This is a genomic window from Celeribacter ethanolicus (genome assembly GCF_002407265.1).
Lineage (GTDB): Bacteria > Pseudomonadota > Alphaproteobacteria > Rhodobacterales > Rhodobacteraceae > Celeribacter > Celeribacter ethanolicus.
In genome coordinates, this window is the sequence record NZ_CP022196.1 from 2658751 (window position 1) to 2684054 (window position 25304).

A 25304-nucleotide genomic window follows, 5' to 3' on the forward strand; every position below is an offset into this window, starting at 1 on the left:
ATTGTATACGGTGTATAGGGTGTATGGGCAATTTTTGCGCCAGCTTGAAGACAGTAAAAAAGGGCAGCGTAGAAGCTGCCCCTTTTGCCTATATCACCTATATCAAAACGGTGTCTCATCCCCATCATCGAAGCCGCTGTAGTCGTGCGGTGGATCGACGTCGCCCTGCCAGTCCTGTGCCTCATCCTGCCACGGGATAGGTTGCCCGATATAGTCTTCGAACATCTTCCGGCACACGCGCAAGGCTGGGAACTGGTATCGCATCGAGCGAACAACAATCGGCTCTCGCTGCTGGCTATACCCCGTGATGAATTTTCCGCTTTGGATCTTCTTGAGGTTTGCAAAGATCTTACCAAGATCCCGACCGAACAGAGTTTCGTGGACGTACTCCGCCCCCGGCTGAGAGCGTTTCATTTCCGAGTACATGGCCGCAATCGTCGTGATGCCGGGACCGTTGCCGGGGGCCTCCGACTGAGGCAGGCATCCAGAATCAAGAATCTGGTAGATGTATTTCTCCACCGGACCCTGAGCCTGAATGATCTGGTCGAACAGCTCCGGCGTCCTGATCGTTTTTCGCGGGTCCGGCCCGATGGAAATGTCCCGCCCAAGCAGCTCATGAAGCATGGCCTCATACCCACCCGCTCTCATCTGCTTCATGATCGCCGAGAAGTAGGGCTTGTCCTCTCGGTGCTTGTCGGACACTTCGAACACCTGCCACCGACGGTCCCCGATATCAGCGGGCACTACTGATCGCTCATTCGAGGTAATCATGAAAATCATGTGATTATCGAGCCAGATCGGATCGACACCCTTTCGCTCGATCATGATCTGCGGTTCGGTCAGCATGGTTTTGATCACTCCGGCATTCTTACGGTCCCCTCCGAACATAGCCTCATCGATATAGACGAAGCGTCTTCCTTCGAGGTGTTGGTTGAAGCGGCCTCGCACGTGATCGTCCTTTGTGATCGACACAAAATGCGGTTTCCAAAGGTGCCCGTAGGCATTCGCAAGAATGCCTTTGCCTGTACCTGGGAGACCACGCAGCACAGGAGCTGTTCCGATAGGCAAGGCGGGCTTTTGCACGCCCAGCGCCATCCAGTTCAGAATCCAATTATAGTAGTCTGTGTTCCCGCCGCAAATGTTGGTGAAGATATGTTCCTTAAGTTTGTCCCAGTCGCCGGGGGCAGGTTCCATCGCAAAGCCACGCCACATATTCCAGCGAAACCCGTTGTGCCCGCGCGGCAGAGAGGGGTCGAAAATCACCTCGTGATAATGAGCGGCATAAGGATGCTGCATCCAGTACCGGGATTTGCTCCGCCATGTCGTATTGCCGTTGTCATCTGTCACGGGAAATTTCTCAGGCGCTAATCTGTCCTCAAATGCACCTTTCCCGAGCAACGGCAAAACTTCTGTGCTTGTAGTGTCTTTCTGAATAATTCGGGTTGTGGAGCCATAGGTAAGAATACCAAAACGGTTATTCATTTCACGGACGATGGAATTCTTCGGTCCGTCCCAGCCACAATCCTGTGCGTGTTTGAAGACGGTGCCAATCGTCAGGCTGCCGTTAGGCTCGAAGCTTTCCCACTTCTCGCTAGTTTCTTCGCGACCTTCATACTTCGCAGACTTCTTGGACCAATCATCGTACAGGCTAAATGCGCCTGCACCGAGGCTATTCTTGATAGCCATGCCGATGGTCACCCAAGTGTCATAGTCATCTGCATCAATAAACATGAGTGCTTCCCGAACCTCATTCTCATCGCCCGGCAACACCTCACTCAAGATCGCACTCTTTGTAGTGTGGTCCGATAGCGGTCTTGATTTTTTCGGTTTCAAAGTAGGGGGATCGAAAATATCAGAGACGTTCGGATTGTAGAGTTCTTCGATATTGGGCGGAGCAAAGTCGTTCCACGCGATAGGGTGCAGTTGATCGTTCAGCGGCATGGAAGCCCGTGCAAAAGGGAGAGCGACGAGGTTTCCGAGACTGCCCGAGCCGACACTGTTATTCTTCGGGAATACTTCGACCTCATGGTCTCGGACGCCCTTCGTTCCATAGCGAAGGCCGCACGTTTCAAGAAACTGGCGGAGAAAGTCTTTCACAATCTTTGCCGGTTGCGGCTGCTCAAAGAACAACCAGATGTGAAGGCCTGCACCGCCGCCGGAAACGCAACAAAAGGGTTTCAGCCCTATATCTTTCAGCTTGCCCACGATGGGTTGAGCGGTTTTGCGCATCTCCTCCCAATCCATGGTCTTATCGTGGTCATCAAAATCGATGACGGCGACTCGCGTTTGATCTCCAATGACAAAGTAGCAGCCAATGGGCTGCTTATCTGTGAGGTGGTCATTGATAATATCTGAAGTGATAACAGTCTCCCGGGGGCGGTATTTTGGTTTTCCTTTTGGCTTGAAGACCGCATGCGCCTTCGGGTTACCGAGTTTTGCGATAGCTTCTATTAGAGCTATGTTTTCCGGAGTTACTTTGTGGAATTTAGACATCTGCGCCTCCTTGCGGAGTGCATTCGTGAGCAGTAATCCAGTCGTCTACTGCAATTGCGCGGTAAAGAACTTTGCCGCGAATCTTCAAGAAGTCTGGGCCATACCCATAGACACGGCCTTTCTCAAAAAACGAAGTGCTAAATCCGGTGATGGTAGCAACTTCTTTTGTGGTGAGCAGGTCGCGAGTATTACGGTGAATGGGGGAGTGATTGTGCGCCGACTGTTCGCGCATAACCGCAACAATCGAAAGTGAGGTTCATCAAAATATTTCGTTTCTTTAGTGGGCATGGCTGTTCCGAGCGAAATGATTTCTTTCAATTTTGTTCGCACATTGTGACGTGCCGCAAGGCGGTGCAACCAAAACGAACGGCAGCTCCGTCCGCACTGCCGACCTTCAGCCACGAAAAATGCTGCGCGATGCACGAATGGCCGGTCTGGTGAAGCTGCACCGCGGCGATCGGCCAGGGACTGAAAGGCAGCTCAGGGCCGAGAGCGACGTCCGCCCAGTCTATGCTTTGCAAAGGTGGATCAAAAATAAGAAAAGGGGGCCGAAGCTCCCTTTTCAACCAATTTCGCCTGATGGAGACTACGCCGCGTTGACTGAGGGTTTTGCGCGTTGATCTCGATCAGAAGCTTTCACGTCTGAGAGCTGTCCCTCACGCTGGAAAAGCACAGATCGCGCACATCCTTCAATCTCATCGTGATTGACATAAAGCCCCTCAACTGCCGAGAATACGACGTCATACAGTTCCAAATCTTTGGAAAACGCATCATGCGTTTCACATGCGATTTCGATCAGCTCGTGGTAGGTGAACTTACTGTCGTAGAGGGCATCCTCAGCCAACAGACTTGTCCAACTTCTCGTGTCCCACATGTCTGGTATTGGCGGCAAAAAAGCCCGACGCATTGCACTTGCGCCGGAGCGATAGGATCCAAACCAAAGCCCATCTGGATCATATGCAGGACGGCTTCCTTTGGCTCGGTAAAACCCAACACCTTTCGTTGCCATCATCTCAAACAGCCTCTCAAGCCGTTCTTTGGTCCGCCCAGACAGCTGAGAAGAACTGCGTAGGTCATTCACTCCAACACCACGAGTGAAGGCAGTTTCAGGCCAATGAGGTTGCGAAGTTTTTAGCATGGCGTCAGGAACCCCCGAGAGCTCGGACAAGCGCTCAAAGAATTGTCCCTGGTCAAACTCGACAACCTTGGGAGCGTTTGCCTGCTGCAAGTCATCAAGCAAAGCAGCCTGGGTATTGAAGCCTACAGATCGGGCAAACGCCTCTGTGAGGTGGGATGACTTGATATTGAGCTCTCTTCCGAAGTGAAGAAGATTGCTTTTTACGGTTTTCATTTGAGAAGAGGAGATTGAAGTCACAAACATGACATAGCCTTTCGAAAAGCGCTTCACCTTGCCGATTACAGAGACGCGCATCCAAAGAGGCTGCATCATTGCAGAGTTTGTAGATTTTTGACTTCTGAACGCTTTAAGTCGGCAAGAACTTCGGACGTCAACCTGTCATTGACTTAGGAAGCGCTTCGTAAGGGTTCAAGCTAAAAGCCTAAGTTTTCTTCGAGATTATCATGATCAGATGTCATCGCAGCACCTCTTCAAGGATTGCGAGACCCATTGGGACAGGATCAGGCCAGTTCGCTGGCGCTGCGTTGCAGCGACGGCCTCTGTCAAGAATGTCGGATTTGGGCCGAAAGTAACTGACGCAACTAACGGCCCTAAGCCGACATTCGTCAATAACGCGGATGACGCAGCGCAGCTTCCCTAGACCGGCCATTTGTCAATCGTGCAGCGCTTACCCACCACAAGCCCAAAAGCGCCTGTACGCCCCTCTGTGGCGCTCATAATCCGTAGCCTCATTTGTCTGCCACCGAAATTTTTGTAACTTGTACCCGTAACTTAGGTCGGAAGGGTTTGGAAAAGTAAAAGGCGGGGCACCATAGCGCCCCGCCGGGTAATGCAGGCCAGTTTGGGCGTTATGTTACGTTACAGGTTGCGCTGGGCTGCTCAAAACGGCGGTTCATCGTCATACCGCGCATCAAGAGGCACGATCACGACCACACCACCGTCCATGCGCTGCGCGATGTACTCGGTCTTGCGCTCATCCGCGTCGCCACGAGCGAACCCCTTGCGCTGGGCCTTTTCGACCTTGCCGAGATCATGGAGGCGGTGGGTGCCATAATCCCACCCCAACCCGGTCATGACCGCTTTGATCCGTTGGGAGTCCAGCGGTTTCATGCACGCGGTTTCGAGATCAACGAGGAGCTTGACGCTGTCCATCGACACTCGCCCCTTCTTCTCGGCAAAAGCATCCTCCAGAACGTCCGCATAGGCATCCTCGACCATACGCTGCCCCTGCACCTTCGAAGCAGCAGCCCACAGATGCGGGGACAATGTAATCGACTCGCACGCCTCGCCATCTGCGTTCCTAGATTGCCTCGAAGCTGAGCTTAGAGAGCCGGAACCGGCCATACGCGCCATTAACCAGCCTCCAACACCATCTGATCGGGCTCGCGCTTTGCGCGGGCCTTTTTCCGTTTCACCGGCGGCGAGGGCGCTCGAGGCGGCGTTTGCAATTGCTCCAAATTGGTGTGGAATTGCTCCAAACGCGAAAGATGTTGGAAATTACGATGCTATCTCAATTGGTTGCGGATGATTCGTTTTACGAGCCGTTGAGATCGGTATTCTTATGGTCCAATGACACAAATTTCCTGACGCAGACAGGGCGTGGCGCGCCATTTTCCCAGATCTCGGAAGCTTAAAAAGAATCCCCTTAATTTTAGGGGTTAAGCCCGTGTTCATCCCTCTCTGTTACTCCTCATGCCGGGTGAATATGAGGTGGTGGTATGAGCGGAAAGGGTAACGCTCCGATTATCATCAAGAAGAAGAAGGTTATTCAGGGCGGCGGTCACCACGGCGGTGCCTGGAAAGTCGCCTATGCCGACTTCGTGACGGCGATGATGGCCTTCTTTCTGTTGATGTGGTTGCTCAATGCGACAACGGAGAAACAGCGCAAAGGTCTGGCGGATTACTTCAATCCGACCATTCCGGTGAACCGGATTTCCGGCGGTGGCGATGGCTCCTTCGGCGGTGACTCGGTGTTTACCGAGGAAACCCTGTCGCAAAATGGCACGGGGGCGTCGAGCGCTCATGCGGCCAGTGACAAAGGTGCCGCCAAAAATGACACATCGGCCGAGGAAGATGCCACGAAGGCCATGGATGCAAGGTCCTTCGCCGATGCCCAGGAACTCCTGTCGGCCTTCAGCGGGGAAAGCATGGCGGCCGACAAGGCGCTGCGCCATATCGTTACACGGGTCACCGACGAGGGTTTGATCATCGAGCTGTACGATCTCGAGGGAGAGCCGCTTTTTGCCCCAAGATCGGGAGAGCCCGAAGAGGTGCTCGTTCTTTTGGTTGGCATGCTTTCTGAAGTGTTCAAAGTCGTGCGAAATGACATCGCGATCACGGGATATGTGCGTTCCGAACCTCTGGTCGTTGCGGACAACCCGGTCTGGGATGTCTCAACCGCGCGCGCCGATCGGATTCGGCTGCTGCTCGAGGCGAATGGCACGTCCTCGAAACGTATTCAGAGGGTGACCGGTTCGGCGGATCGGAAACCGGCTGTCGGCAATCCCATGGCCCTGCGCAACAATCGGGTCGAGATCGTTTTGTTGCGCAATCAGGCGGGTAAATAGATCGCATTTTAGACGTTAGGGGCGTGTTAAGGCTCAGGGTGCATGCTGAGGCCAGTTCTTCGGGTCTCAGCAGCAGAAAGGCGCTACCCCTATGTCTATTTCCTCCTCGCTCAACGCTGGTGTGGCCGGGCTCAGCGCCAACGCCACTCGTCTGGCGACCATCTCTGACAATATCGCGAACTCCGGGACCTATGGTTACAAACGGGCCGAAACCGAATTCGAATCCTTTGTCATCAACGGCTCGACGAATTCCGGCACCTATTCGGCCGGCGGCGTGCGGGCAAGCAGTTCGCGCCTGATCGGGGAACAGGGGGCTCTGGTGTCTACTGCGAATGCCACGGATATTGCTGTGTCGGGAAATGGTTTCATCCCGGTCACGACCGAGGTCTCTCTCGACGGTACCATGGGGGATCAACCTCTGATGATGACCACCACCGGCTCCTTCTACACCGATGCCGACGGGATCCTGAAAACCGACTCGGGTCTCGTGCTTCTGGGCTGGCCTGCCGAAGCAGACGGTTCGATCGCGACCTATGCCCGTGACACGATGACGGGTCTCGAACCTGTGGTCATCAATTCCAACCAGACGGCCGGCGACCCGACCACGGAAATCAATTTGGGTGTCAACCTGCCGGCTGAGGACGCAACCTCGGCCTTGCCGCTTTCCGTGGAATATTTCGGCAACCTCGGCACCTCGGAATCGCTCGACATCACCTTCACGCCGGACGGTGTAACCCCAAACACCTGGACCATGACGATCACCGATTCCGCCTCCGGCGGGGCGATCATCGGGGAATACACACTTGTGTTCGACGATTCCCGGGGCGCCGGTGGCACATTGTCTTCGGTGACGCCGACGGCGAACAACCCGGTGGGGGCCGATTACAATGCGACAGATGGCACTTTGGCCCTGACTGTGGATGGCGGGCCGATCGAAATGACAATCGGCAAGCCCGGCGATACCAACGGCCTGACCCAGCTGTCCGACAGTTTCGCGCCGACCTCGATTTCCAAGGACGGTTCGCCGGTTGGTAACCTCACTTCGGTAGAAATCGACGATGGTGGCTATATCACCGCGACCTATGACACCGGTTTCACCCGCGTGATCTATCAGATCCCGCTTGTGGACGTCCCGAACCCGAACGGCCTGACCGCCCTGGGCAACCAGACCTATCAGGTTTCGCCGGACTCCGGGTCCTTCTTCCTGTGGGATGCCGGTGACGGCCCGACGGGGACGATCGAAGGTTACGCGCGTGAAAGCTCCACCACGGATGTGGCGGCGGAACTGACCGATCTCATCCAGACCCAACGGGCCTATTCGTCGAATGCGAAGGTCATCCAGACGGTCGATGAGATGCTACAGGAGACGACCAACATCAAACGGTAACGGATCAAAGCCTTCGGGGGCAGGAGGATAAACGATGAGTATTTCGAATGCTCTGGTGAATGCGCTGACGGGGCTGAATGCCGTGTCGCGTGCGGCCGATGTCGTGTCGTCGAATGTCGCCAATGCCATGACCGAAGGCTATGGCAAGCGTGAGATCGAATTGACATCTCAACAGGTCGGACGGACCGGTTCGGGCGTGTCCGTGGTCGGCGTCAACCGTTACTACGATCCGGTGACGACGGGGGAACGGCGCTATGCGGATGCGGAAGTCGCTCTCGAAGACACGCGCGTCGAATTCTACGAGACGTATGCGGAAGCCATGGGGCAGGTGGATGAAGAGGATTCGATTGCGGGCCGGATCACCGGTCTGGAAACCGCCCTCATCGAAGCGGCCAGCCGCCCGGATTCGGAAGCGCGGCTGGCGACGGTTCTGGATGCCGCACAGGATCTCGCTAGGCAGATCAACGATGCCTCCGATGTGATCACGGACACCCGAATGGCAGCTGACAAGGAAATCGGTCAGACCGTTGACTTTCTCAATTCCGCCTTGCAACGGGTTGTCGATCTCAACGTCGCTATTCAAAAGCAGATCACGCAAGGCTACGACGCCAATGCGCTGATGGATCAACGGCAAACTCTTGTCGATCAGATTTCGGCGATCATTCCGGTCAACGAAATCCAGAAAGACAACGGGATGATCGCGCTCTACACCAATGGCGGCGCCTTTCTGGTCGACTCGAAAGCGGCCACTCTGGAATTCACCGCGACCCCGACGATTTCCGCCGATATGACGATCGGCAACGGCGCGCTGTCCGGTCTGACCATCAACGGCATATCGGTGTCAACCGACACGGAAAAGGGTGCGATTGCGGGTGGCAAACTCGCTGGCCTCTTCGAAGTGCGAGACGAGCTTGCTCCACAGGCTCAGGTGGAACTCGATGCATTTGCGCGGAACCTCATCGAACGGTTCCAGTCCACCGATGCAGACGCCACGCTAACGACTGGCGCGGCCGGTCTGTTCACCGATGGCGGTGCAGTCTTTGACACCGCAGATGAAGAAGGGCTGGCGGGACGCATTTCGGTGAACGCTTTGGTCGACCCCGACCACGGAGGCGAGCTTTGGAAACTGCGCGACGGTTTGGGGGCCTTGGCCGAGGGCGATCAGGGCGATGCAACGATTCTGAAGTCCCTGACCGAAGCCCTGCAAAATTCACGCGTTGCATCGTCTGGCGGACTGACGGGAATCGAGCGATCCGCGCTGGGTTTTGCGTCCGACATCTATTCCCTGGCGGAAACAAGGCAACTCAATGCCGAAGCGGATTTGAGCTACGCTTCGGCACGACAGGAGTCGCTCGAGGAGATCGAATTGGCGAACGGCGTCGACACGGATTACGAAATGCAACGGCTTCTGGTGATCGAGCAAACCTATGCGGCGAACGCAAAGGTGATCGAGACGATCCAGACGCTAATGGATCAACTGATGGGGATTTGACAATGAGCGCGATTTCTTTCGGTGATATGGCGGCCTCTCTGCGCAACATGCGCATGACGGCACAGGTGAAACAGGATCTCGATCGGTACAATTACGAGGTCGCAAGCGGTGAGAAATACGATCTCGCCGAGGCAGTCTCGGGCGATTTCGCGCCTTTGGCATCCATCGAACGGGCCCTGCGGACCCTGAGTTCCTATGACACGGCCATTCAGGAAGCGAGTTTGTTCGCCACGGCGATGCAAACAAGTTTCGAATCTGTATCGACCCATGTCGAGGAATTGTCTTCCACTCTTATGACGGCCTCCACCAATGCGGATGCCACCAGCGTTTCCGTCGCTGCAAGCGATGCCAGGACCCGCTTTGACGCCGTGGTGTCGACCCTGAACACCCGGATCGGTGATCGGTCCTTGCTCAGTGGGACGGCCACCGGCAAAACCTCTCTGATTTCAGCGGACGACATGATGGCTGACCTTTTGACTGCGGTTTCCGGTGCGACCACGGTCGAAGACGTCGGGATCATCGTTGACGATTGGTTCATGTCTGCCGGTGGTGGCTATGAAACCGTGGCCTATCAGGGCTCTGCCAACGCGCTGTCTCCCTTTTCGCTGGGGGAGGACGAGACGGTGCGCATGGACATCACGGCGCTGGACGAGGCGGTGCGTGAGACCCTGAAAGGCCTGGCATTGGCTTCCCTTGTCGATGAGGGAGTTTTTGAAAACGATGTGAGCGCCCAGGCATCTTTGCTGCGAAGCTCCGGGGAGGCGCTCATGGGAGCGCAATCGGGGCTTGCCGATCTGCAGGCGCGTGTCGGCAGCGTCGAGGCCCGGATCGAGGAGGCCAGTCTCGCGAACACTGCCATGACCTATTCCTATGAAACGGCCAAATCCGAAATCATTTCGGCCGATGCTTATGAATCGGCGTCGATGCTGACGCAAACGGAAACGCAGCTTCAGCTCATGTACACCCTGACCGCTCGTATGTCGCAACTCAGCCTCGCGGATTACCTCTGATGTTCAAAACACTTCTCTCTTTGCTGCTCGCCATTTGCCTCGCTTTGCCTGCTACGGCCAATCCCATTCGCATCAAGGATTTGGTGGAATTTGATGGTGTGAGGGGTAACGATCTGGTCGGCTATGGTCTCGTGGTCGGCCTGAACGGCACTGGAGATGGCATCCGCAACGCGCCCTTCACCGAAGAGATCATGTCGAGTATCCTTGAACGCCTCGGGGTCAATGTGACTGGGGAACAATTCCGTCCTAAAAACGTGGCGGCCGTGTTTGTGACGGCGGATCTGCCGCCGTTTTCGCGGGCAGGCAGCAAGATCGATGTGACTGTTTCCGCCATTGGCGACGCCAAAAGCCTTTTGGGGGGAACCCTGATCATGACGCCGTTGAACGCTCCGGATGGTCAGATTTACGCGGTTGCGCAAGGTACGATCATCGCTGGTGGCGCTTCGGCACAAGGCGATGGGGCCTCGGTCGTGCAAGGTGTGCCGACCTCGGGCGTGATCCCTTCGGGTGCGCGCGTGGAGCGGGAGATTGACTTCGATTTCACACAAATGAAATCGGTGCGTCTGGCCCTGAGAGAGCCGGATTTCACCACGGCCGAGCGAATCGAAAATGCGATCAATCAGGATTTTGGCCGTGTCGTTTCGCGCATGCTGGATGCAGGGACGGTGGTCCTCGACATCAAGGCGACCCGGGAATTGTCCCCGGCGCATGCCTTGGGGCGGGTCGAGAATATATTCGTGCAGCCGGAGCGCAAGGCGCGCGTGGTTGTCGATCAGCGCTCCGGCACCATTGTCATGGGCGAGGATGTCCGGATTTCCCGGGTGGCGGTCAGCCAGGGCAATCTGACACTGCGGATTGAGGAAGAGCCGCTCGTGGTGCAACCCAACCCCTTTTCCGAGGGTGGAACGGTTGTTATCCCGCGCACCCGTGCCGCGATCGATGAAGAGCCGGGGATCGGTCTGGCGGAGATCCATGAGGGCACGTCCCTGTCGGAAGTCATTGCCGGGCTGAACGCTCTGGGTGTGTCGCCGCGGGACATGATCGACATTCTGAAGAGCATCAAGGCAGCAGGAGCCCTGCACGCAGAGTTCGTGGTGCGGTGAGAAGAGGGGACTTTCTGCCTCGGCTTATACGCAGGAAAATGTAGGCTGAGCGCATGAGGAAGCCCGCGTGAGATCTTTCTCCTGCGGGTTTTTATTCTTGTCGGGATGTTCAGAAGTAGCTGCGAACCAGAGCGCTTGAGATCAGGGCCCAGCCATCGGAAACCACGAAAAAGGCGAGTTTGAAGGGCAGGGACACGATGGCGGGTGGGACCATCATCATCCCCATGGACATCAGGATTGCGGAGACGACGAGGTCGATGATCAGGAAGGGCAGGAACACCAGAAAGCCGATCTGGAAAGCGCGTTGAATTTCCGAGAGCAGGAAAGACGGGATCAGCAGCGACAGAGGGGCGTCGCGAGTCAGGCCATCCTCATTGGCGAAATCCGGTCGCAAATCCTGCAGCTCGGCAAAAGTGTCCGGATCGGTCCGGTTCGACATGAAACCGCGAAACGGGTCCATGCTCAGGCGAAACGCTTCGTCGAATTCGATCTCGTTGTTCACATAGGGCTGCACGCCGCTCGTCCAGCTTTCGACGAAAACCGGTTCCATGACGAAATAGGTCAGAAACATCGCTAGGCTGACCATGAGCATGTTGGGCGGCGATTGTTGCAATCCGATGGCCTGGCGCAGAATGGACAGAACCGTCACGATGAACGGAAAACAGGTCAGTGTGACGGCGATGCCTGGCACGATGCTGAGCACGGTCACCAGAAGCAGAAGCTGGATTGAGCGGGCGGCGAGTGAGCCGTCGTCGCCGAGGTCCAGAGTGATGTTCTGAGCCACTGCCGCGTCGCTCAGACCCAGGACAAGCGCGCTCGCAAGCAATAGGAAAGGAAACGGTCTCATTTGGGGTTACAGACCGTTTTTCAGGTCTGCAACCTCGGTCAGGCGCACGGCAAGCTGACCGGGCTGTCCGCCTTCGACCTCCTGCAACTCACCGCGGGCGATCAGTTTGTCGCCGATGTAAAGTTCCACCGGGTCTTCGACATTGCGGTCGAGCGGCAGGATGCTGTCGCTTTGCAGTCGTAGCAGGTCCTTGACCAGCGGGCGGGCTTTTCCGACGGAGATCGTGATTTCGATCGGAACCTGGGAAAACGGGTTCGCCGCGCTGTCTTCCGTATGATCAACCATGTTTCATGGCCTCCTCGTTCAATGCATAGACCGCCTTGATCGCCTGGCCGATCTTTTCCACGGTGGCGTCCATATCGATCTTTTTCTCAAGCTCACCCATGCGCAGGTAGACCTGCCCCTCGGCGAGGCTTGGTTCCTCTATGATTTCGAGCGGAATGGTTAACGACCCGTCAACGAGATGTTGAATTGCCGGACGTGATGCCGTCGAAACAACGATCTGGATCGGTGCATCGGAGGCCGCCTCGGCCATGGGCAGCAATTCTTCGAGAATCGTTTGGCCCAGTGTTTGAGACACGAGTTGTGGCAGTACTTTGCTCACCATTTCCGACAGGAGCGGTTCGAGCGCTTTCATGATGTGTGACCGTGCCTCATGAAAGGTGAAGCCCAGATCCTGAAGATTGCGTGCGAATTCGACCCCGATGCGGGACTGGTCCTCGGCCTCGGCACGGGCCGCATCGTCCCATCCGGCCTTGTAGCCCTGCTCATAGGCTGCCATGCGATTGGCTTCGATCTCTTCAGGGCTGGGACCGGGCGGTGCGACGGGTTCCGCGACCGGAGCGGTCTTCGGTTGTGTCTGCGGCTTGGGGCGTGGCGTGGCGCCGAAATCCTCGAGCGGAAACAGAGGTTTCATCTCGCATCCTCCTCCGTGTCTTCCATCCAGCTCCGCAGAATTTCAACGGTCTCGTCCTGACGATCCTCGATGAGTTTCTTGAGCCGTTTGACCGGGTCCGAAGGCATGCCGATCTCGTCGTCACCGAAGTCGAAGTCGGACACGACCCCCATGGTTGGCAGCTCGAACCCGCCGGTGTCGATTTCGCCGCTCAGCGCGGGGGCGGCGCGGGGAAGATCCGGAACCGGAATTGTGGCGGGCATGCTGTCGAATTCGGATTGTGTGCCCTGAGCGCTGGGTGCGGGCAGGGCGATGGCCGGTTTCGCAAGAAGCGGACGCAGGACGAAGAGCCCGAGTACGAGTGACACGACGGCCAGAACCGCAAGCTGAACCAAGGACATCAGATCAATGCTCATGGCCGAAATCAGCGAACTCCGTGCCTCCGTCCCCTCAACGGCGAGGGGTTCGAACTCCATGGTCCTGAGCGTGATCTGATCGCCGCGAGCTTCATCGAACCCGATGGCGGAGGCCACGAGATCACGCAGCGCTTCGAGTTCTTCGGCACTTCGGGGCGCCCAGGTGACCTCCCCGGTATCGGGATTGATTGTACGGATACCGTCGACCAGCGCCGCAACTGTGAGTCGTTTGATTGCTCCGGGGCCACGTTGAATTTCGCGCCGGGTTTCGGAGACTTCGTAATTCACGCGCTCACGGGTCTCGCTGTTGTTCGAACTGGAATCGCCACCGCCCGCCCCGGCGCCATTGGGCAGGTTCGAGGCGACCGTGACGGAGCCACCGCCCGTGTCCTGCGACGAATTGCTGCGCTCTTCGGTTTCCGAACTGATCGCGACACGGCTTTCCGGATCGAAATGACGTTCGACGATCGATTCCTGATCGGTGACCGTCTCCATGGACACCTCGACCACAGCCTTGCCAGCGCCGACGCGGGCTTCGAGCAGGCGTTGTACATTCTGGCGCAGCTCATCGGCACGATCATTGCTCGTACCGCCGCCGGTCTGTGTTTCATCTCCCGACACCACGACGCCGTTGCGGCCGTCGATCACGGACACATCCTCCGGCGCGAGACCTGCGACGGCGGAGGAGACGAGATAGCGGAAGGCCTTGGCCTGATCGGCGGAAATTGCACCGCTGACGGCTGTGACGGTCACGGAGGCGGAGGCGGCAATCTGACGCTTGAACGGTTGCGAGGAGGGGTTGGCAATGTGCACGCGCGCCGAGCGGATTTGCTGCGACGATACGATGGTGCGGGCCAGTTCGCCTTCTTTGGCACGCCAATAGGCGGCGTCGAACATTTGCGAAGTGGTGCCAAAGCCAGAAAGCGAATCGAGCAGTTCATACCCCCCGGTGGAATTTGCGGGCAGCCCTTCCGAGGCCAGCGTCATCCGCAATTCGTCGCGCTGGTTGGCGGGAACGAAAATCGCTCCACCGCGAATCTCATACGTCACACCCTGCGCCTCGAGAGACTGAACGACCTCACCCGCCGCACTCGATTCCAGACCGGAATAGAGCAGCGACATCGACGGTTTCGTGGCCATGCGGGACAAGCCGATGATGGCGGCGAACATGAGAACCGTCGCGCCAATCACGATGATACGGCGTTTGGGGTCGAGGTTGGACCAGATTGAGAGGATCTGTTGCAAGACGACACTCCTTGGATGTGCGGGCTTCTGCCCCCGTCTCTCCTAGAAATGTCCGATCAGCCTTAATAATCGGTTAGCTACCTTGGGGATAAAACAGATTCGGAAAAAATTTTTCTGGATTGGACCAATGGCTGAAGAAGAACAGCTGGAAGAGGAACCGAAGAAAAAATCGAAGCTGCCCCTTATCCTCGGGGTGGTCCTGATGTTGGTTCTGGGTGGCGGCGGATTTTTCGCGGTCTATTCGGGGATGCTGTTTGCGCCCGAGGAGACGCATGTCGATGAGGATCTGAGTGCATTGGAAGAAGAGGCGATGACGCCCCTGCCCAATGTGGCCTTCGTGTCCGTCGAGCCGCTGATCGTGAATCTGATCGACCTGTCGGGGCGTGCGCGTCACCTGCGGTTCCAGGCCCAGCTCGAGGTGCCCGCACAGTACGAGCAGGAGGTGATCACCTTGCTGCCCCGCGTTGTGGATGTGTTGAACGGCTATCTGCGCGCGGTCGACGTGGCGGAGTTGGAAAACCCGTCCGCGCTGGTGCGTCTGCGCGCGCAAATCCTGAGACGTCTTCAGATTGTTGCCGGGGAAAACCGGGTGAAGGACGTTCTGATTATGGAATTCGTGATCAATTGAGGAGGCGGATATGGAACTGATCGCTGATATGCTGATGATCGTCGGCACGGTGGCCGTGGCGATCTACTGCGTGGTTCTGGCTCGCAGGCTCAGCCGGTTTACCGACCTCGAAAAAGGTGTCGGTGGTGCGATTGCGGTCTTGTCCGCCCAAGTGGACGATATGACGAAAACTCTGACGCGGGCGCAGAAAACGGCGGGGGCCTCTGCGGTCAAACTTGAGGAGTTGACGCAACGTGCAGAAGACGTGTCACGACGTCTGGAGTTGTTGATTGCATCAATGCATGACCTGCCGACGGTTTCGGAGAGCAAAGTCGCGTCGAAACCTTCGGCGTCTGAAGCCGCCTCTCAGGAAGCCGAGGAGATCGGTGAAACCCTGTTTCTGAGCCAAAGACGCCGTGTGGAGGCCGCCGAATGACACAGGCACATACGTCCACTTCGCAAGCTCCGAAAAAAGCCAAACGTAAACGGCGCCCCGGGCGTGGTGCCCTTTGGCTCATAGCGTCCGTCTTCCTTGCGTCTGCGGTCATCCGCCTGGCGTCCGGCACCGGCGTTGCCATCGCACGGGAAATGTCGGAGCTGACCCATGGCGATATGGCGGAGGAGCATTCGGCGACCACTGAGCTGTGTAAAACCGATGCGGAAACATCGGCCCTGCTCAAAGCTCTGCTCAAGCGGGAAAAAGACGTCGAAGAGCGCGAGCTGATGCTGGCTCAGAAAATGAAAGCGGTCGAGCTGGCACGCTCTGAAGTGATGCAGAATATGGCGGTGCTCGAGGATGCGGAAGCACGTCTCGAAGCCACCATGACGCGGTCTCAAAGTGCCGCGGAGGACGATCTGGCCAAGCTGACAGCGGTTTACGAATCGATGAAGCCGAAAGAGGCCGCTGCCTTGTTCGAGGCCATGTCCCCGGATTTCGCGGCCGGATTTCTCGGACGCATGCGGTCTGATGCGGCGGGTGCGATCATGGCGGGGCTGACACCGGAAACGGCCTACACGATTTCCGTCATTCTGGCGGGCCGCAATGCCAGGGCGCCGAGTGAATAAGAGGGGCTGAGCAAACTTTCTTAAGAGGTTTGTGGCAGGCTGTGCCTGTTTGGTCCCCAACAATGAGGAAACAAGAAAATGATCGGGATCGTCGGGATTCTGCTGATCTTCGTGATGGTGTTCGGTGGCTATATTGCGGCTGGCGGCAAGCTCGGGATCATTCTGAAGTCGCTTCCGTTCGAGTTCATGATGATCGGGGGGGCTGCCGCTGGCGCTTTCGTCATTTCCAACGACATGTCCGGGATCAAACACACGCTCAAGGACATCGGCAAGGTGTTCAAGGGGCCGAAATGGAAACCCGAGGACTACAAGGATCTTCTGTGTCTGTTATTCGAATTGATCCGGCTTGCGCGGCAAAACCCTGTCGGTCTGGAGGAGCATATCGAAGCTCCGGAAAACTCGTCGATTTTCACCAAATATCCAAAGATCCTTGCCGATAAAGAGGCGATTTCACTGATTTGCGATACTTTGCGGTCTGCTTCTATGAACTATGATGACCCGCACCAGGTCGAGGAAGTTCTGGAAAAACGGCTGGAGGCCAATCTGCATCACGCGCTGCATTCCTCCCATGCGATGGCCGCAATCGGTGACGGTCTGCCGGCACTGGGTATCGTTGCGGCTGTGCTCGGGGTGATCAAGACAATGGCCTCGATCGACCAGCCGCCCGAAATTCTCGGGAAGATGATTGGCGGGGCACTCGTCGGCACATTCCTTGGGGTGTTTTTGGCCTATGGGATCGTCGGGCCTTTTGCAGGCAAGATGAAAGACGTCATCGAAGAAGACGGCCATTTCTATCAGTTGATCCGTGAGGTGCTTGTTGCGAACCTGCACAATCATGCCACGAATATCTGCATCGAGGTGGGACGTCAAAACACGCCCGGCCATTATCGCCCGAGCTTTTCCGATCTTGAAGAAGCACTGAAAGAGGTGAAGTCGGAGGCGGCATGATCCGGATTTTTACATTCATCGCTTTCCTGCTGGTCATGCCGCTGGGTCTTCGGGCCGAGGTGATCGAGGTGCGTTCGGGCGAACATGCCGGGTTTTCCCGCCTCGTGATGCAATTTCCGTCGGTTGTCACCTGGGAGTTTGGCCGGTCCGGCGGGGATTACGAGTTTCGTGTGCGGGATGCGGATGTGACATTCGAGATTGCGACGGTATTTAGCAAAATTCCCCGCACGCGGATCGTTTCCCTGAACGCGAACGAATCCCTTTTGACCGTGACGGTTCGCGGCGATGTCCATGCGGACGTGTTCGAATTGCGCGCGGGACGGGTCGTCATCGACATCAAAGACGGCCTCCCCGAGGCCTCCTCGGTTTTTGAGAAAACGCTTTCAGCGGTTTCGAAAGACCCGGTGGAGAGACTGGAGACGCCGTCTGCGAAACAGTCTCGTGCGGCGGATCCCGCACCTGAAACCCTGTTGGCGTCGGCCGGTCAAACGCAAGTGGGTGTGCCAAATAATGATGATCTGGTGTCGGAAAACCCATGGGAGTTGCCGATCATTATTCCGGGTCGTGTGAACGGCCCGGAGCAACCCATACCTTTGCTGCCTGCAGATGATGCATTGTCGGAGCCGAGATCCGAAAGAGTGGATCGTCTCGAGCGCGAGTTGATCGAACAGATCGGGCGCGCAGTGTCACAAGGGTTGCTGGATGCGGATGTTTCTCCAACCGAGCAAATTGTCGAAGAGGCGAATGCGCGGCAGGGTGGCGAGGAACAAGCTGAGTACGCGCCGGTCCCTGCGCAGGAGGTTCAACCTCAGGCGGAACGCAGTCACGTTCGGATTCAGTCCTCCATTGATCGCGAACAGGTCAATCGTACGGATTCGCAAGAAGCAGATGGACATGGGAATATATGTATTGAAAATCAATATGTTGATATTAAAAATTGGGGCGCTGCACCGGACGAGGAGTTGCAGTTTTCGACCCTGCGCGCAGCCACGCTCGGAGAGTTTGATCAACCCGATCCGGAGGGTGTCAAACGACTTGCCCGATATTATATCTTCCTGACATTTGGCGCGGAAGCCAAAGCCGTGATGACGAACTTCGGCATTCATGTCGAGGGCGAGGACATCCTTCGGACGATGGCAGATATCATGGATGAGGGCTATTCTGCGCGCCCCGGGCGTCTGGAATATCAGTTCCATTGCGATGGCCCTGCGGCGTTCTGGTCGGTTATGGCGAAAGAGCACCTGAGCACATGGGAAGATTATAACCTCGACAGTGTGCGGTCGACTTTCTCCGCCTTGCCGATTCATCTGCGCCGATATTTGGGGCCGCCCCTGTCCGAGCGCTTTTTAGCGATCGGTGATGAGAAAACGGCGCAGTATATCCAGAATGCAATTGCGCGCGCAGGTGGGGATCAGGGCGATGCCTTCTCACTGCTGGATGCCGAACTGACGCTTGCGGACGGGGATTGGAAGGCCGGCGCGGCCAAGTTGGAGGGGATCGTGGCTGAAGACGGCCCTGATGCGGCAGAAGCGCTTGTTAAACTGATCGTGGCCAAGGTGCGGGCAGGCGAAGCAATCGACCGGAAAACCGCTGAAACGGCGGAGGTCATGGCGGTTGAATATCGTGGAAACCCCTATGAGTTGCAATTGCAGAACGCTGCCCTTCTGGCGCGCATTCATTCTGGAGATGCGGACATGGCGATACGCCGGCTTCTGGATGAGGGGCCGAACCTTGAGGATGAAAATCGGTCTGCTTTGCTCTCCGAAGCGCTGATGGTCCTGTCTCGGGATGCCGATCTGATGCAGTTTTCGAAAGTCATGTTGGGCCATATCGCTGAAATTTCGCAACTGAACCTGTCGGATATGGCGCGTTTGACTGTGGCCCAGCGTCTATTGGGTGCCAGCTTTTTCGAGGAGACGCTGGACCTGATGGCTGGCTATGCCGTACAGGATGATGAAGAGGCAAAACGCATTCTGGCGGAAGCATTTCTTGGAATGGGCGAGCCGGAGGCTGCGCTCAGATACGCATCGCAACTTGAGGATGAAGAAGGCAAGCGCCTTGTTGCCAAAGCCTATTTCCATCTCGACGACCCTGAAAGTGCCTTGCGTGCATTGGACGGACTCGCGCCGGACACAGAAAGCGATGCCTTGTCGATCCTTGCGGAAGATTGGGACACATTGGAGCGCTCGAACTCGCCTGAAATGTCTCGATTGGCGGGAATCATTCAACAAGACACGCCACCGGAAGACTTCGGCGCGGAGGGGGCCCCGTCGCTCTCTTCCGTGCGTGACATGATTTCTTCCAGCCAACAAACGCGGGAAGCGTTGGATGCTTTGTTGAACTAGTGATGTTCGGGGGGTGGTTATACACGCTTTGTAAACCATGGCTGCCGTAGTCTGCGAGGAAATGCAGCAAGAATTGCAGCGGGTGTTCGGACATGAGAAACGGATTCTGGTACTTTGGGGCTGAGCGCCTCTGTTCCCTGATCGCGGGGAGCGCAGCATGAACATCAGCATCTCCGAGATTTTTAAACCCACGATCCTGCTGGCTCTGGCGCTCATGGTCGTGATCGTGATGATGGTCCTGCCGGTGCCTTCCTGGATCCTCGATCTGGGCCTCGCGACCAGCTTTGCCCTCGCAATCCTGATCTTTACGGTTACGTTGTTTATCGAGAGGCCGCTCGATTTTTCGGCCTTCCCGACCATTCTTCTCGCAAGCCTCATGCTGCGCCTGTCGCTCAACGTGTCCTCGACCAAGCTGATCATCGGCCAGGGACACACGGGAACGAGTGCCGCCGGGAATGTGATCGAGGGTTTTGCCAATTTCGTGATGAGCGGCTCCGTTCTTCTGGGGCTGGTTGTGTTCACGGTTCTGCTTATCGTGAACTTCATGGTGATAACCAAGGGCGCTGGGCGTATGGCCGAAGTTGGCGCGCGTTTCGCACTCGACGGGATGCCCGGACGACAACTCGCGATTGATGCCGATCTCTCCGCAGGGGCGATCAGCCACGAACAGGCCAAAGAAAGACGGGAACAGGAACTGGCGGAAACCACGTTCTTCGGTTCTCTTGATGGTGCGTCGAAATTCGTCAAGGGCGACGCCATTGCCGGCCTTCTGATCACATTGATGAACATTGTCATGGGGTTGGTCATCGGTGTGGCTGTACACCACATGCCGCTTGGAAAAGCCTTTGAAACCTATGCCATTTTGACCGTCGGTGACGGTCTGGTGAGCCAGATCCCCTCGGTCATCATCTCGATCGCTGCGGCATTGCTCTTGGCCAAGGGGGGCACCAGCGGCTCCGCCGATATGGCGCTGTTCCGACAATTGGGGAAATACCCGCCCGCGCTGTATACGGTCGCGGTTCTGATGACGCTGTTCGCTTTCGTGCCCGGGTTGCCGTTCATCCCCTTCATCGGGGGCGCGATGGTACTCGCTGCAGCCGCCTATTTCGTGAGCCGGAAAATGCAGGAAGAGGAAAAGGAAAAAGCGAAAAAGGAAGCCGCCAAACCGCAGGTCGCTGCAGAGCGCGAGTCGATGGGGGACATTCTTGATCTCGACGATATCCATGTCGAATTCGCACCGGATCTCGTGGCGATGGTTCTCGACCAGCAAACCGGTCTCGATGTGCGGATCGTGAATATGCGCAACCATGTGGCGACCGTCTTTGGTCTGATTCTGCCGGAAATTCGCCTGACGGACGATCCGAGCCTGCCGCCCGGCACTTATGTCGTGCGCATTCAGGGTGTCGAACAGGCTCGCGATCGCCTGCGCAAGGACAAGGTGCTGGCTCTTGTGTCCGGCGATGCGAGCGGTCTGCCGATCGGTGAGGATGTGGCCGAACCGGTCTACGGTGCGCCCGCCCGTTGGATCAGTCCGGCGCAAAAGGAAGAGGCCGCCTTGATGGGCAGCACCGTGGTCGGTGCGACCGAAGTGCTTGCGACGCATCTACTCGAAGTGATCAAGCGGAACTTCCCGCGTCTTCTGACGATGAAATCCCTGCGCCGGCTGCTCGATGAGATGACCAACCTGACCGATAAGACGCGCGGCGAGGCCAATCAGAAACTGCTCAACGAACTGATCCCGGACCGGGTGCCGATGGACCTTCTTCTGTCGGTCCTGCGTCTTCTGTTGGAAGAGCGGGTGTCGATCCGCAACATGGCGCTGATTCTCGAGGCGATTTCCGAGGCGCGTGGTGCTCATGCGACGGCGGAATCGATCTGTGAACATGTGCGCCAACGCCTTGGATTTCAGTTGATTTCCGAGATCAAACGCGATGACGGCACCTTGCCGCTGCTGCAATTAGCGCCGGAATGGGAAGATCGTTTCTCGACCTATCAGGTCGATGGCGAGCGAGGGCATTCCGACATTGCCCTGCCGCCGGATCAATTCAACAGACTCGCGAAAACCATGGCGGACAAGATCGCCCGAGCCGGAGAAAGCGGGATCTATCCGGGGATCGTGACGTCAACGCGTCGTCGTCGCTTCCTGCGCACGGTCCTGTCGGCCCAAGGCATCCAGAACCCGGTCTATTCTTTCGAGGAGATCGGAACCGACGCCAAACCTTCCCTCGTGGGATTGGTGCCGGTATGACGGAAACTCTGGCGGACCTGATGGGGCAGGCTCAGCTCAACCTTACTCTGGGGTTCCTCGTTTTCCTGCGCGTCGGCGCGATGATGGCGATCCTGCCGGCATTTGGAGAGCGGTCGATCCCTGAACGGGTACGACTCGTTCTGACGATCGCCTTCACCGCGATTGTCTTTCCGGCTGTGGCGGGAAATCTCCAAGGCCTCGTGGTCACCACATCGGGTCTCATGCGCGGGCTTGCGACCGAAGTCATTGCGGGGCTGCTCCTCGGGCTTGTCCTGCGTCTCTTCGTCATGGTGCTGCAAATCGCGGGCACGATGGTGGCGCAATCCACCTCCCTGTCGCAGATTTTCGGCGGCGGCTCCGTCGAGGCCCAGCCCGCCATCGGGCATCTGTTCCTTGTCGCGGGGCTTGCGCTTGCGGTGATGATGAAGCTGCATGTGCGGGTCGCCGAGATGCTGATCCTGTCCTACGATTATTTTCCGGCGGGGTCGTTCATCCCGACGCAAGATGTTATGATCTGGGGTGTCGATCACATTTCGTCCGCCTTCGCCCTGTCTTTCAGCCTCGCTGCGCCTTTCGTCATCGCCTCGCTGATCTACAACGTCGCGCTCGGGGTCATCAACCGGGCCATGCCGTCCCTTATGGTGGCCTTCGTCGGTGCACCTGCGATCACCCTCGGCGGTCTGCTGTTGCTCTTTGCCACCACGCCGATCCTGCTCGAAGTCTGGCGTTCGGGCTTTGCCGAGCTGCTCCTAGATCCGTTTGGAGTGGACTGATGGCGGAGGACGACGACGACAGCGACAAGCAATATGAGCCGTCACAGAAACGCCTGGATGACGCGCGTAAAAAGGGTGAAATCCCGCGCTCGACCGACCTGATCACGACCGCCTCCTATTTTGGGTTTATCGTCGTTGCGATGGCACTGGGGGCTGGCAGTCTGCAAAAGATGGGCACAGCGCTTCAGGTCATGCTGGGCAATGCGGACCTGAATGCCGAGGCCTGGTTCAATGGATCGGCGGAGCCCTGGACGATGGGTCTGATGCAAACCGTGGGCGCGGGGCTCTTGCCCTGGTTTCTCATTCCGGCCGTCATGGCGCTCGTCGTGATCTTTGCGACCCGGTCGATGATTTTCGCCACCTCCAAGCTGGAACCGACACTTTCGAAAATCTCTCCTGTGTCGAATGCCAAAAACAAATTCGGTCGCTCCGGTTTGTTCGAATTTGCCAAGAGCTTTTTCAAACTGTCGATCTACTCGGGTGTTTTGGGCGTCTATCTCTACACTAAACTCCCGGACATCATGTCCACCATGTCCTTCAGTCCGGGGTTTGTGGCGGCGACACTGGCCGATCTGGTCGTGGGGTTCATGCTGATCGTGCTGACGATTTCTCTGGTGATCGGCGGGGTGGATTACCTGTTTCAGTATAACGAGCATATCCGCAAACACCGGATGACCCGCAAGGAGCTGACCGACGAGGCGAAGGAGCAGGAAGGCGACCCGCATTTCAAACAGAAACGGCGCCAGAAAGGCTTCGAGATCGTGATGAACCAGATGCTCGCCGAAGTGCCAAAGGCAGATGTGGTGATCGTCAACCCGACTCATTACGCGGTGGCGCTGAAATGGGATCGTTTGCAGGGCGGTGCGCCGATCTGTGTGGCGAAAGGGGTCGATGAGATTGCGGCCCGCATTCGGGAGGTGGCCAATGAAAACGGCATTCCGATTCACCGCGATCCGCCAACGGCACGCGCGCTTTATGCCACCGTTGAACTCGGTGAGCAGATTTGGCCGGAGCATTACCGTGCCGTTGCCGCCTCGATCCGCTTTGCCGAACATATGCGTCAGAAAATGAAACATCAGTTCGGGAGGTGAGCATGTCGCAGAAACGGGATCGGCTGAAACGTCTCAAAGACGTTTCCGAACTGGCGTTCAATGCGGAACTGACGCGTCTCGCAGAGATCAAGCAGGAAGAAGAGCCGTTTCGTGCCCGGATTCGGGAGATTGATCAGGCCCGAAACAATCGCACTGCGATACTGACGGTTGCGGAGGGCTTCGACATGGCGAGCCTTATGGGGGCGGATCGGACCTGGGACAAATGGGCGAAACAGGAAAAGCGCAAAGCCATGTTGGCGCTTGCCAAGCTCGCCGAACGCCGGGAAACGCAACTGGAGCGGACGCGCAAAGCCTTTGGCAAAAAAGATGCGCTCGACCGGTTGGCCGAGCGCGATGTTTCAAAGCGTTGAGCGTGACGGGCTTTAGCCGACATCCTGACGCACGATGTCGATCACCAGAACATCGTTGATTTCCGGCCCGAGGGTGGTCTGCGCTGCCTCCAGAAGTGCATGGCGCAAGGCGTTCATGGTCACGCTGTCGGTGAAATCGCCTTTGAATCCTCCGGTGTTCGCATGATCGAACATGACCTGCAGGAACACGTCCCGAAGTTTCGGTTCCCGTGCATAGATGCTTTCCCGGGAGCCGGTTCTGGCCTCGAGGCTCAGCGAGAGAACCACCATGGAGACGACGCGCCCGTTCTCGAGATCGGGGATCACGAACTGATTGTTCAACTTGACGTACTCGAACGCGGCGTGTTCGGGATCTTCTTCACCGTGTTCGTCCTTTGCATCATGTTCTGCGGTCGTGGTGGGCAGATCGCCACAGGGATTGATCTCGACGACCTCTTGCGGAGCGGGGCGGAGCATGAGCCCGCCACCGATCCCCGCGCCAAGGCCGATCAGAGCCAGAAGAAGAGGGAGGAGCTTCTTGATCACGGCATTTTTCCTCAGAACGGAAGGACGATATCGGCGACCTGTTGGCCGTATCGCGGTTGCTGCACCTGGGTGATCTGACCGCGACCGCCATAGGAAATCCGGGCCGAGGCGATCTTGTCATAGGTGATCTCGTTCTGGCGGGAAATGTCCTCGGGTCGGACGTAGCCCTCGACCAGAAGCTCGCGGATCTCGTAGTTCACGCGTACCTCCTGCGAGCCCTGGATGTGGAGGACGCCATTCGGCAGAACGTCGACAATGGTGGCTGCGACCATCAATTGCAGTTTCTCGTTGCGTTTCACGCTGCCGTTGCCGGACGATGATGAGCTGGAATTGGTGCTGACGGCGGAATCCATGCTGGCCCCGGCCGGGAGCGCTTCATTGATGCGCTCAGGAATGCCGAACAGGGAAGAGATACCCATGTTCTCGGAGCCGGACCGCCCGCGGCTTGAGGTGTTCGACATTTCCGCGCTGTCGTCGATCTCGATCACGACGGTGAGAATGTCACCGCGTTCAATGGCGCGTCGATCTCCCAAAAGCGACTGACGCGACGCATTCCAGAGCGAGGCCGCATCCGACGGGTTGCGGCTTGCGACCTGTTCGGGCAGCGACGGGTTGCGCATCGCGGCGGTCTCCGCCGAGCTTTCGATGGGCGTGAACTCCGGCAGACGTCCGACCTCCTTGAGATCGGAACAGGCGGTGAGGACGAGAAGGGCGGGGAGCATAAGGTAAAGACGCATG

The 25304-nt window shown here is 57.2% G+C and carries 23 protein-coding genes; 14 read left to right on the forward strand and 9 right to left on the reverse strand.

What is annotated here, in order from left to right; all coding sequences use genetic code 11:
* Positions 1-102: 102 nt before the first annotated feature.
* The 3 genes from ligD to CEW89_RS13105 form a co-directional block, all read right to left on the reverse strand.
* The gene (gene ligD, locus CEW89_RS13095; protein WP_096806175.1) at positions 103-2493 is read right to left on the reverse strand and encodes a non-homologous end-joining DNA ligase LigD; all 2391 of its coding nucleotides are present in this window, start codon (positions 2491-2493) and stop codon (positions 103-105) included.
* A gap of 586 nt (positions 2494-3079) precedes the next feature.
* Positions 3080-3943 (reverse strand): hypothetical protein, encoded by an 864-nt coding sequence (locus CEW89_RS13100; protein WP_096806176.1) that lies wholly within the window; start codon positions 3941-3943, stop codon positions 3080-3082.
* A 567-nt stretch (positions 3944-4510) separates the two neighbouring features.
* Positions 4511-4849 carry a hypothetical protein gene (locus CEW89_RS13105; protein ID WP_096806177.1) on the reverse strand — a complete coding sequence of 113 codons (339 nt, stop codon included), beginning with the start codon at positions 4847-4849 and terminating at the stop codon, positions 4511-4513.
* Positions 4850-5349: 500 nt separating this feature from the next.
* Here CEW89_RS13105 and CEW89_RS13110 point away from each other — a divergent pair, with 500 nt between their 5' ends.
* The 5 genes from CEW89_RS13110 (at position 5350) to CEW89_RS13130 (ending at position 11190) form a co-directional block, all read left to right on the forward strand.
* Positions 5350-6198, forward strand: coding sequence for a flagellar motor protein MotB (locus CEW89_RS13110; RefSeq protein ID WP_096806178.1), 849 nt, complete (start codon positions 5350-5352; stop codon positions 6196-6198).
* 91 nt (positions 6199-6289) lie between these two features.
* A complete protein-coding gene (locus tag CEW89_RS13115; protein WP_096806179.1) occupies positions 6290-7585 on the forward strand; it encodes a flagellar hook protein FlgE in 1296 nt (431 codons plus the stop codon).
* 34 nt (positions 7586-7619) lie between these two features.
* Positions 7620-9077, forward strand: coding sequence for a flagellar hook-associated protein FlgK (gene flgK / locus CEW89_RS13120; RefSeq protein WP_096806180.1), 1458 nt, complete (start codon positions 7620-7622; stop codon positions 9075-9077).
* Between the two features lie 2 nt (positions 9078-9079).
* Positions 9080-10087 (forward strand): flagellin, encoded by a 1008-nt coding sequence (locus CEW89_RS13125; protein WP_096806181.1) that lies wholly within the window; start codon positions 9080-9082, stop codon positions 10085-10087.
* On the forward strand, positions 10087-11190 hold the full coding sequence (locus tag CEW89_RS13130) for a flagellar basal body P-ring protein FlgI (protein WP_096806182.1): 1104 nt from the start codon (positions 10087-10089) through the stop codon (positions 11188-11190). The genes CEW89_RS13125 and CEW89_RS13130 overlap by 1 nt, the downstream gene beginning before the upstream one ends.
* Before the next feature lie 109 nt (positions 11191-11299).
* On the opposite strand, the gene fliP is transcribed toward CEW89_RS13130, so the two are convergent.
* From fliP to fliF, 4 genes are read right to left on the reverse strand one after another with little or no spacing between them, the layout of a single operon-like run.
* Positions 11300-12037 (reverse strand): flagellar type III secretion system pore protein FliP, encoded by a 738-nt coding sequence (gene fliP, locus CEW89_RS13135; RefSeq protein WP_096806183.1) that lies wholly within the window; start codon positions 12035-12037, stop codon positions 11300-11302.
* Positions 12038-12043: 6 nt separating this feature from the next.
* A complete protein-coding gene (locus CEW89_RS13140) occupies positions 12044-12322 on the reverse strand; it encodes a FliM/FliN family flagellar motor switch protein (RefSeq protein ID WP_096806184.1) in 279 nt (92 codons plus the stop codon).
* Entirely contained in the window at positions 12315-12953 is a 639-nt protein-coding gene (locus CEW89_RS13145) for a FliH/SctL family protein (RefSeq protein WP_096806185.1), read from the reverse strand. The genes CEW89_RS13140 and CEW89_RS13145 overlap by 8 nt, the downstream gene beginning before the upstream one ends.
* Positions 12950-14593, reverse strand: coding sequence for a flagellar basal-body MS-ring/collar protein FliF (gene fliF / locus CEW89_RS13150; RefSeq protein ID WP_096806186.1), 1644 nt, complete (start codon positions 14591-14593; stop codon positions 12950-12952). The genes CEW89_RS13145 and fliF overlap by 4 nt, the downstream gene beginning before the upstream one ends.
* Positions 14594-14720: 127 nt before the next feature.
* On the opposite strand from fliF, the gene CEW89_RS13155 reads away from it, so the two are divergent.
* The 9 genes from CEW89_RS13155 to CEW89_RS13195 all read left to right on the forward strand — a co-directional run bounded on the left by CEW89_RS13155 (position 14721) and on the right by CEW89_RS13195 (position 24041).
* The gene (locus CEW89_RS13155; RefSeq protein WP_096806187.1) at positions 14721-15221 is read left to right on the forward strand and encodes a flagellar basal body-associated FliL family protein; all 501 of its coding nucleotides are present in this window, start codon (positions 14721-14723) and stop codon (positions 15219-15221) included.
* A 10-nt stretch (positions 15222-15231) separates the two neighbouring features.
* Positions 15232-15636 carry a hypothetical protein gene (locus tag CEW89_RS13160; protein WP_096806188.1) on the forward strand — a complete coding sequence of 135 codons (405 nt, stop codon included), beginning with the start codon at positions 15232-15234 and terminating at the stop codon, positions 15634-15636.
* A complete protein-coding gene (locus tag CEW89_RS13165; protein ID WP_096806189.1) occupies positions 15633-16265 on the forward strand; it encodes a MotE family protein in 633 nt (210 codons plus the stop codon). The genes CEW89_RS13160 and CEW89_RS13165 overlap by 4 nt, the downstream gene beginning before the upstream one ends.
* Positions 16266-16343: 78 nt before the next feature.
* Positions 16344-17213 carry a flagellar motor stator protein MotA gene (gene motA, locus CEW89_RS13170; RefSeq protein ID WP_096806190.1) on the forward strand — a complete coding sequence of 290 codons (870 nt, stop codon included), beginning with the start codon at positions 16344-16346 and terminating at the stop codon, positions 17211-17213.
* The gene (locus CEW89_RS13175; RefSeq protein WP_096806191.1) at positions 17210-19558 is read left to right on the forward strand and encodes a hypothetical protein; all 2349 of its coding nucleotides are present in this window, start codon (positions 17210-17212) and stop codon (positions 19556-19558) included. The genes motA and CEW89_RS13175 overlap by 4 nt, the downstream gene beginning before the upstream one ends.
* A gap of 157 nt (positions 19559-19715) precedes the next feature.
* Positions 19716-21806: a flagellar biosynthesis protein FlhA gene (gene flhA / locus CEW89_RS13180; protein ID WP_096806192.1), complete on the forward strand. Its 2091-nt coding sequence runs from the start codon at positions 19716-19718 to the stop codon at positions 21804-21806.
* Positions 21803-22579, forward strand: a complete 777-nt coding sequence (locus tag CEW89_RS13185) for a flagellar biosynthetic protein FliR (protein ID WP_096806193.1) — start codon at positions 21803-21805, stop codon at positions 22577-22579. Before flhA ends, CEW89_RS13185 begins: the two co-directional genes overlap by 4 nt.
* Positions 22579-23670, forward strand: coding sequence for an EscU/YscU/HrcU family type III secretion system export apparatus switch protein (locus CEW89_RS13190; protein WP_096806194.1), 1092 nt, complete (start codon positions 22579-22581; stop codon positions 23668-23670). The genes CEW89_RS13185 and CEW89_RS13190 overlap by 1 nt, the downstream gene beginning before the upstream one ends.
* Positions 23671-23672: 2 nt before the next feature.
* A complete protein-coding gene (locus CEW89_RS13195; RefSeq protein WP_096806195.1) occupies positions 23673-24041 on the forward strand; it encodes a hypothetical protein in 369 nt (122 codons plus the stop codon).
* Positions 24042-24053: 12 nt separating this feature from the next.
* On the opposite strand, the gene CEW89_RS13200 is transcribed toward CEW89_RS13195, so the two are convergent.
* Both CEW89_RS13200 and flgH read right to left on the reverse strand, forming a co-directional pair.
* On the reverse strand, positions 24054-24566 hold the full coding sequence (locus CEW89_RS13200) for a flagellar basal body-associated FliL family protein (RefSeq protein WP_096806196.1): 513 nt from the start codon (positions 24564-24566) through the stop codon (positions 24054-24056).
* A gap of 11 nt (positions 24567-24577) precedes the next feature.
* The gene (gene flgH / locus CEW89_RS13205; RefSeq protein WP_096806197.1) at positions 24578-25303 is read right to left on the reverse strand and encodes a flagellar basal body L-ring protein FlgH; all 726 of its coding nucleotides are present in this window, start codon (positions 25301-25303) and stop codon (positions 24578-24580) included.
* Position 25304: the final 1 nt, after the last annotated feature.

Excerpts from the sequence above, each read along its gene's own strand:
- ligD (WP_096806175.1), bottom strand. The coding sequence starts at position 2,493 with ATGTCTAAATTCCACAAAGTAACTCCGGAAAACATAGCTCTAATAGAA.
- CEW89_RS13100 (WP_096806176.1), bottom strand. The coding sequence starts at position 3,943 with ATGATGCAGCCTCTTTGGATGCGCGTCTCTGTAATCGGCAAGGTGAAG.
- CEW89_RS13105 (WP_096806177.1), bottom strand. The coding sequence starts at position 4,849 with ATGGTCGAGGATGCCTATGCGGACGTTCTGGAGGATGCTTTTGCCGAG.
- CEW89_RS13110 (WP_096806178.1), top strand. The coding sequence starts at position 5,350 with ATGAGCGGAAAGGGTAACGCTCCGATTATCATCAAGAAGAAGAAGGTT.
- CEW89_RS13115 (WP_096806179.1), top strand. The coding sequence starts at position 6,290 with ATGTCTATTTCCTCCTCGCTCAACGCTGGTGTGGCCGGGCTCAGCGCC.
- flgK (WP_096806180.1), top strand. The coding sequence starts at position 7,620 with ATGAGTATTTCGAATGCTCTGGTGAATGCGCTGACGGGGCTGAATGCC.
- CEW89_RS13125 (WP_096806181.1), top strand. The coding sequence starts at position 9,080 with ATGAGCGCGATTTCTTTCGGTGATATGGCGGCCTCTCTGCGCAACATG.
- CEW89_RS13130 (WP_096806182.1), top strand. The coding sequence starts at position 10,087 with ATGTTCAAAACACTTCTCTCTTTGCTGCTCGCCATTTGCCTCGCTTTG.
- fliP (WP_096806183.1), bottom strand. The coding sequence starts at position 12,037 with ATGAGACCGTTTCCTTTCCTATTGCTTGCGAGCGCGCTTGTCCTGGGT.
- CEW89_RS13140 (WP_096806184.1), bottom strand. The coding sequence starts at position 12,322 with ATGGTTGATCATACGGAAGACAGCGCGGCGAACCCGTTTTCCCAGGTT.
- CEW89_RS13145 (WP_096806185.1), bottom strand. The coding sequence starts at position 12,953 with ATGAAACCTCTGTTTCCGCTCGAGGATTTCGGCGCCACGCCACGCCCC.
- CEW89_RS13155 (WP_096806187.1), top strand. The coding sequence starts at position 14,721 with ATGGCTGAAGAAGAACAGCTGGAAGAGGAACCGAAGAAAAAATCGAAG.
- CEW89_RS13160 (WP_096806188.1), top strand. The coding sequence starts at position 15,232 with ATGGAACTGATCGCTGATATGCTGATGATCGTCGGCACGGTGGCCGTG.
- CEW89_RS13165 (WP_096806189.1), top strand. The coding sequence starts at position 15,633 with ATGACACAGGCACATACGTCCACTTCGCAAGCTCCGAAAAAAGCCAAA.
- motA (WP_096806190.1), top strand. The coding sequence starts at position 16,344 with ATGATCGGGATCGTCGGGATTCTGCTGATCTTCGTGATGGTGTTCGGT.
- CEW89_RS13175 (WP_096806191.1), top strand. The coding sequence starts at position 17,210 with ATGATCCGGATTTTTACATTCATCGCTTTCCTGCTGGTCATGCCGCTG.
- flhA (WP_096806192.1), top strand. The coding sequence starts at position 19,716 with ATGAACATCAGCATCTCCGAGATTTTTAAACCCACGATCCTGCTGGCT.
- CEW89_RS13185 (WP_096806193.1), top strand. The coding sequence starts at position 21,803 with ATGACGGAAACTCTGGCGGACCTGATGGGGCAGGCTCAGCTCAACCTT.
- CEW89_RS13190 (WP_096806194.1), top strand. The coding sequence starts at position 22,579 with ATGGCGGAGGACGACGACGACAGCGACAAGCAATATGAGCCGTCACAG.
- CEW89_RS13195 (WP_096806195.1), top strand. The coding sequence starts at position 23,673 with ATGTCGCAGAAACGGGATCGGCTGAAACGTCTCAAAGACGTTTCCGAA.
- flgH (WP_096806197.1), bottom strand. The coding sequence starts at position 25,303 with ATGCGTCTTTACCTTATGCTCCCCGCCCTTCTCGTCCTCACCGCCTGT.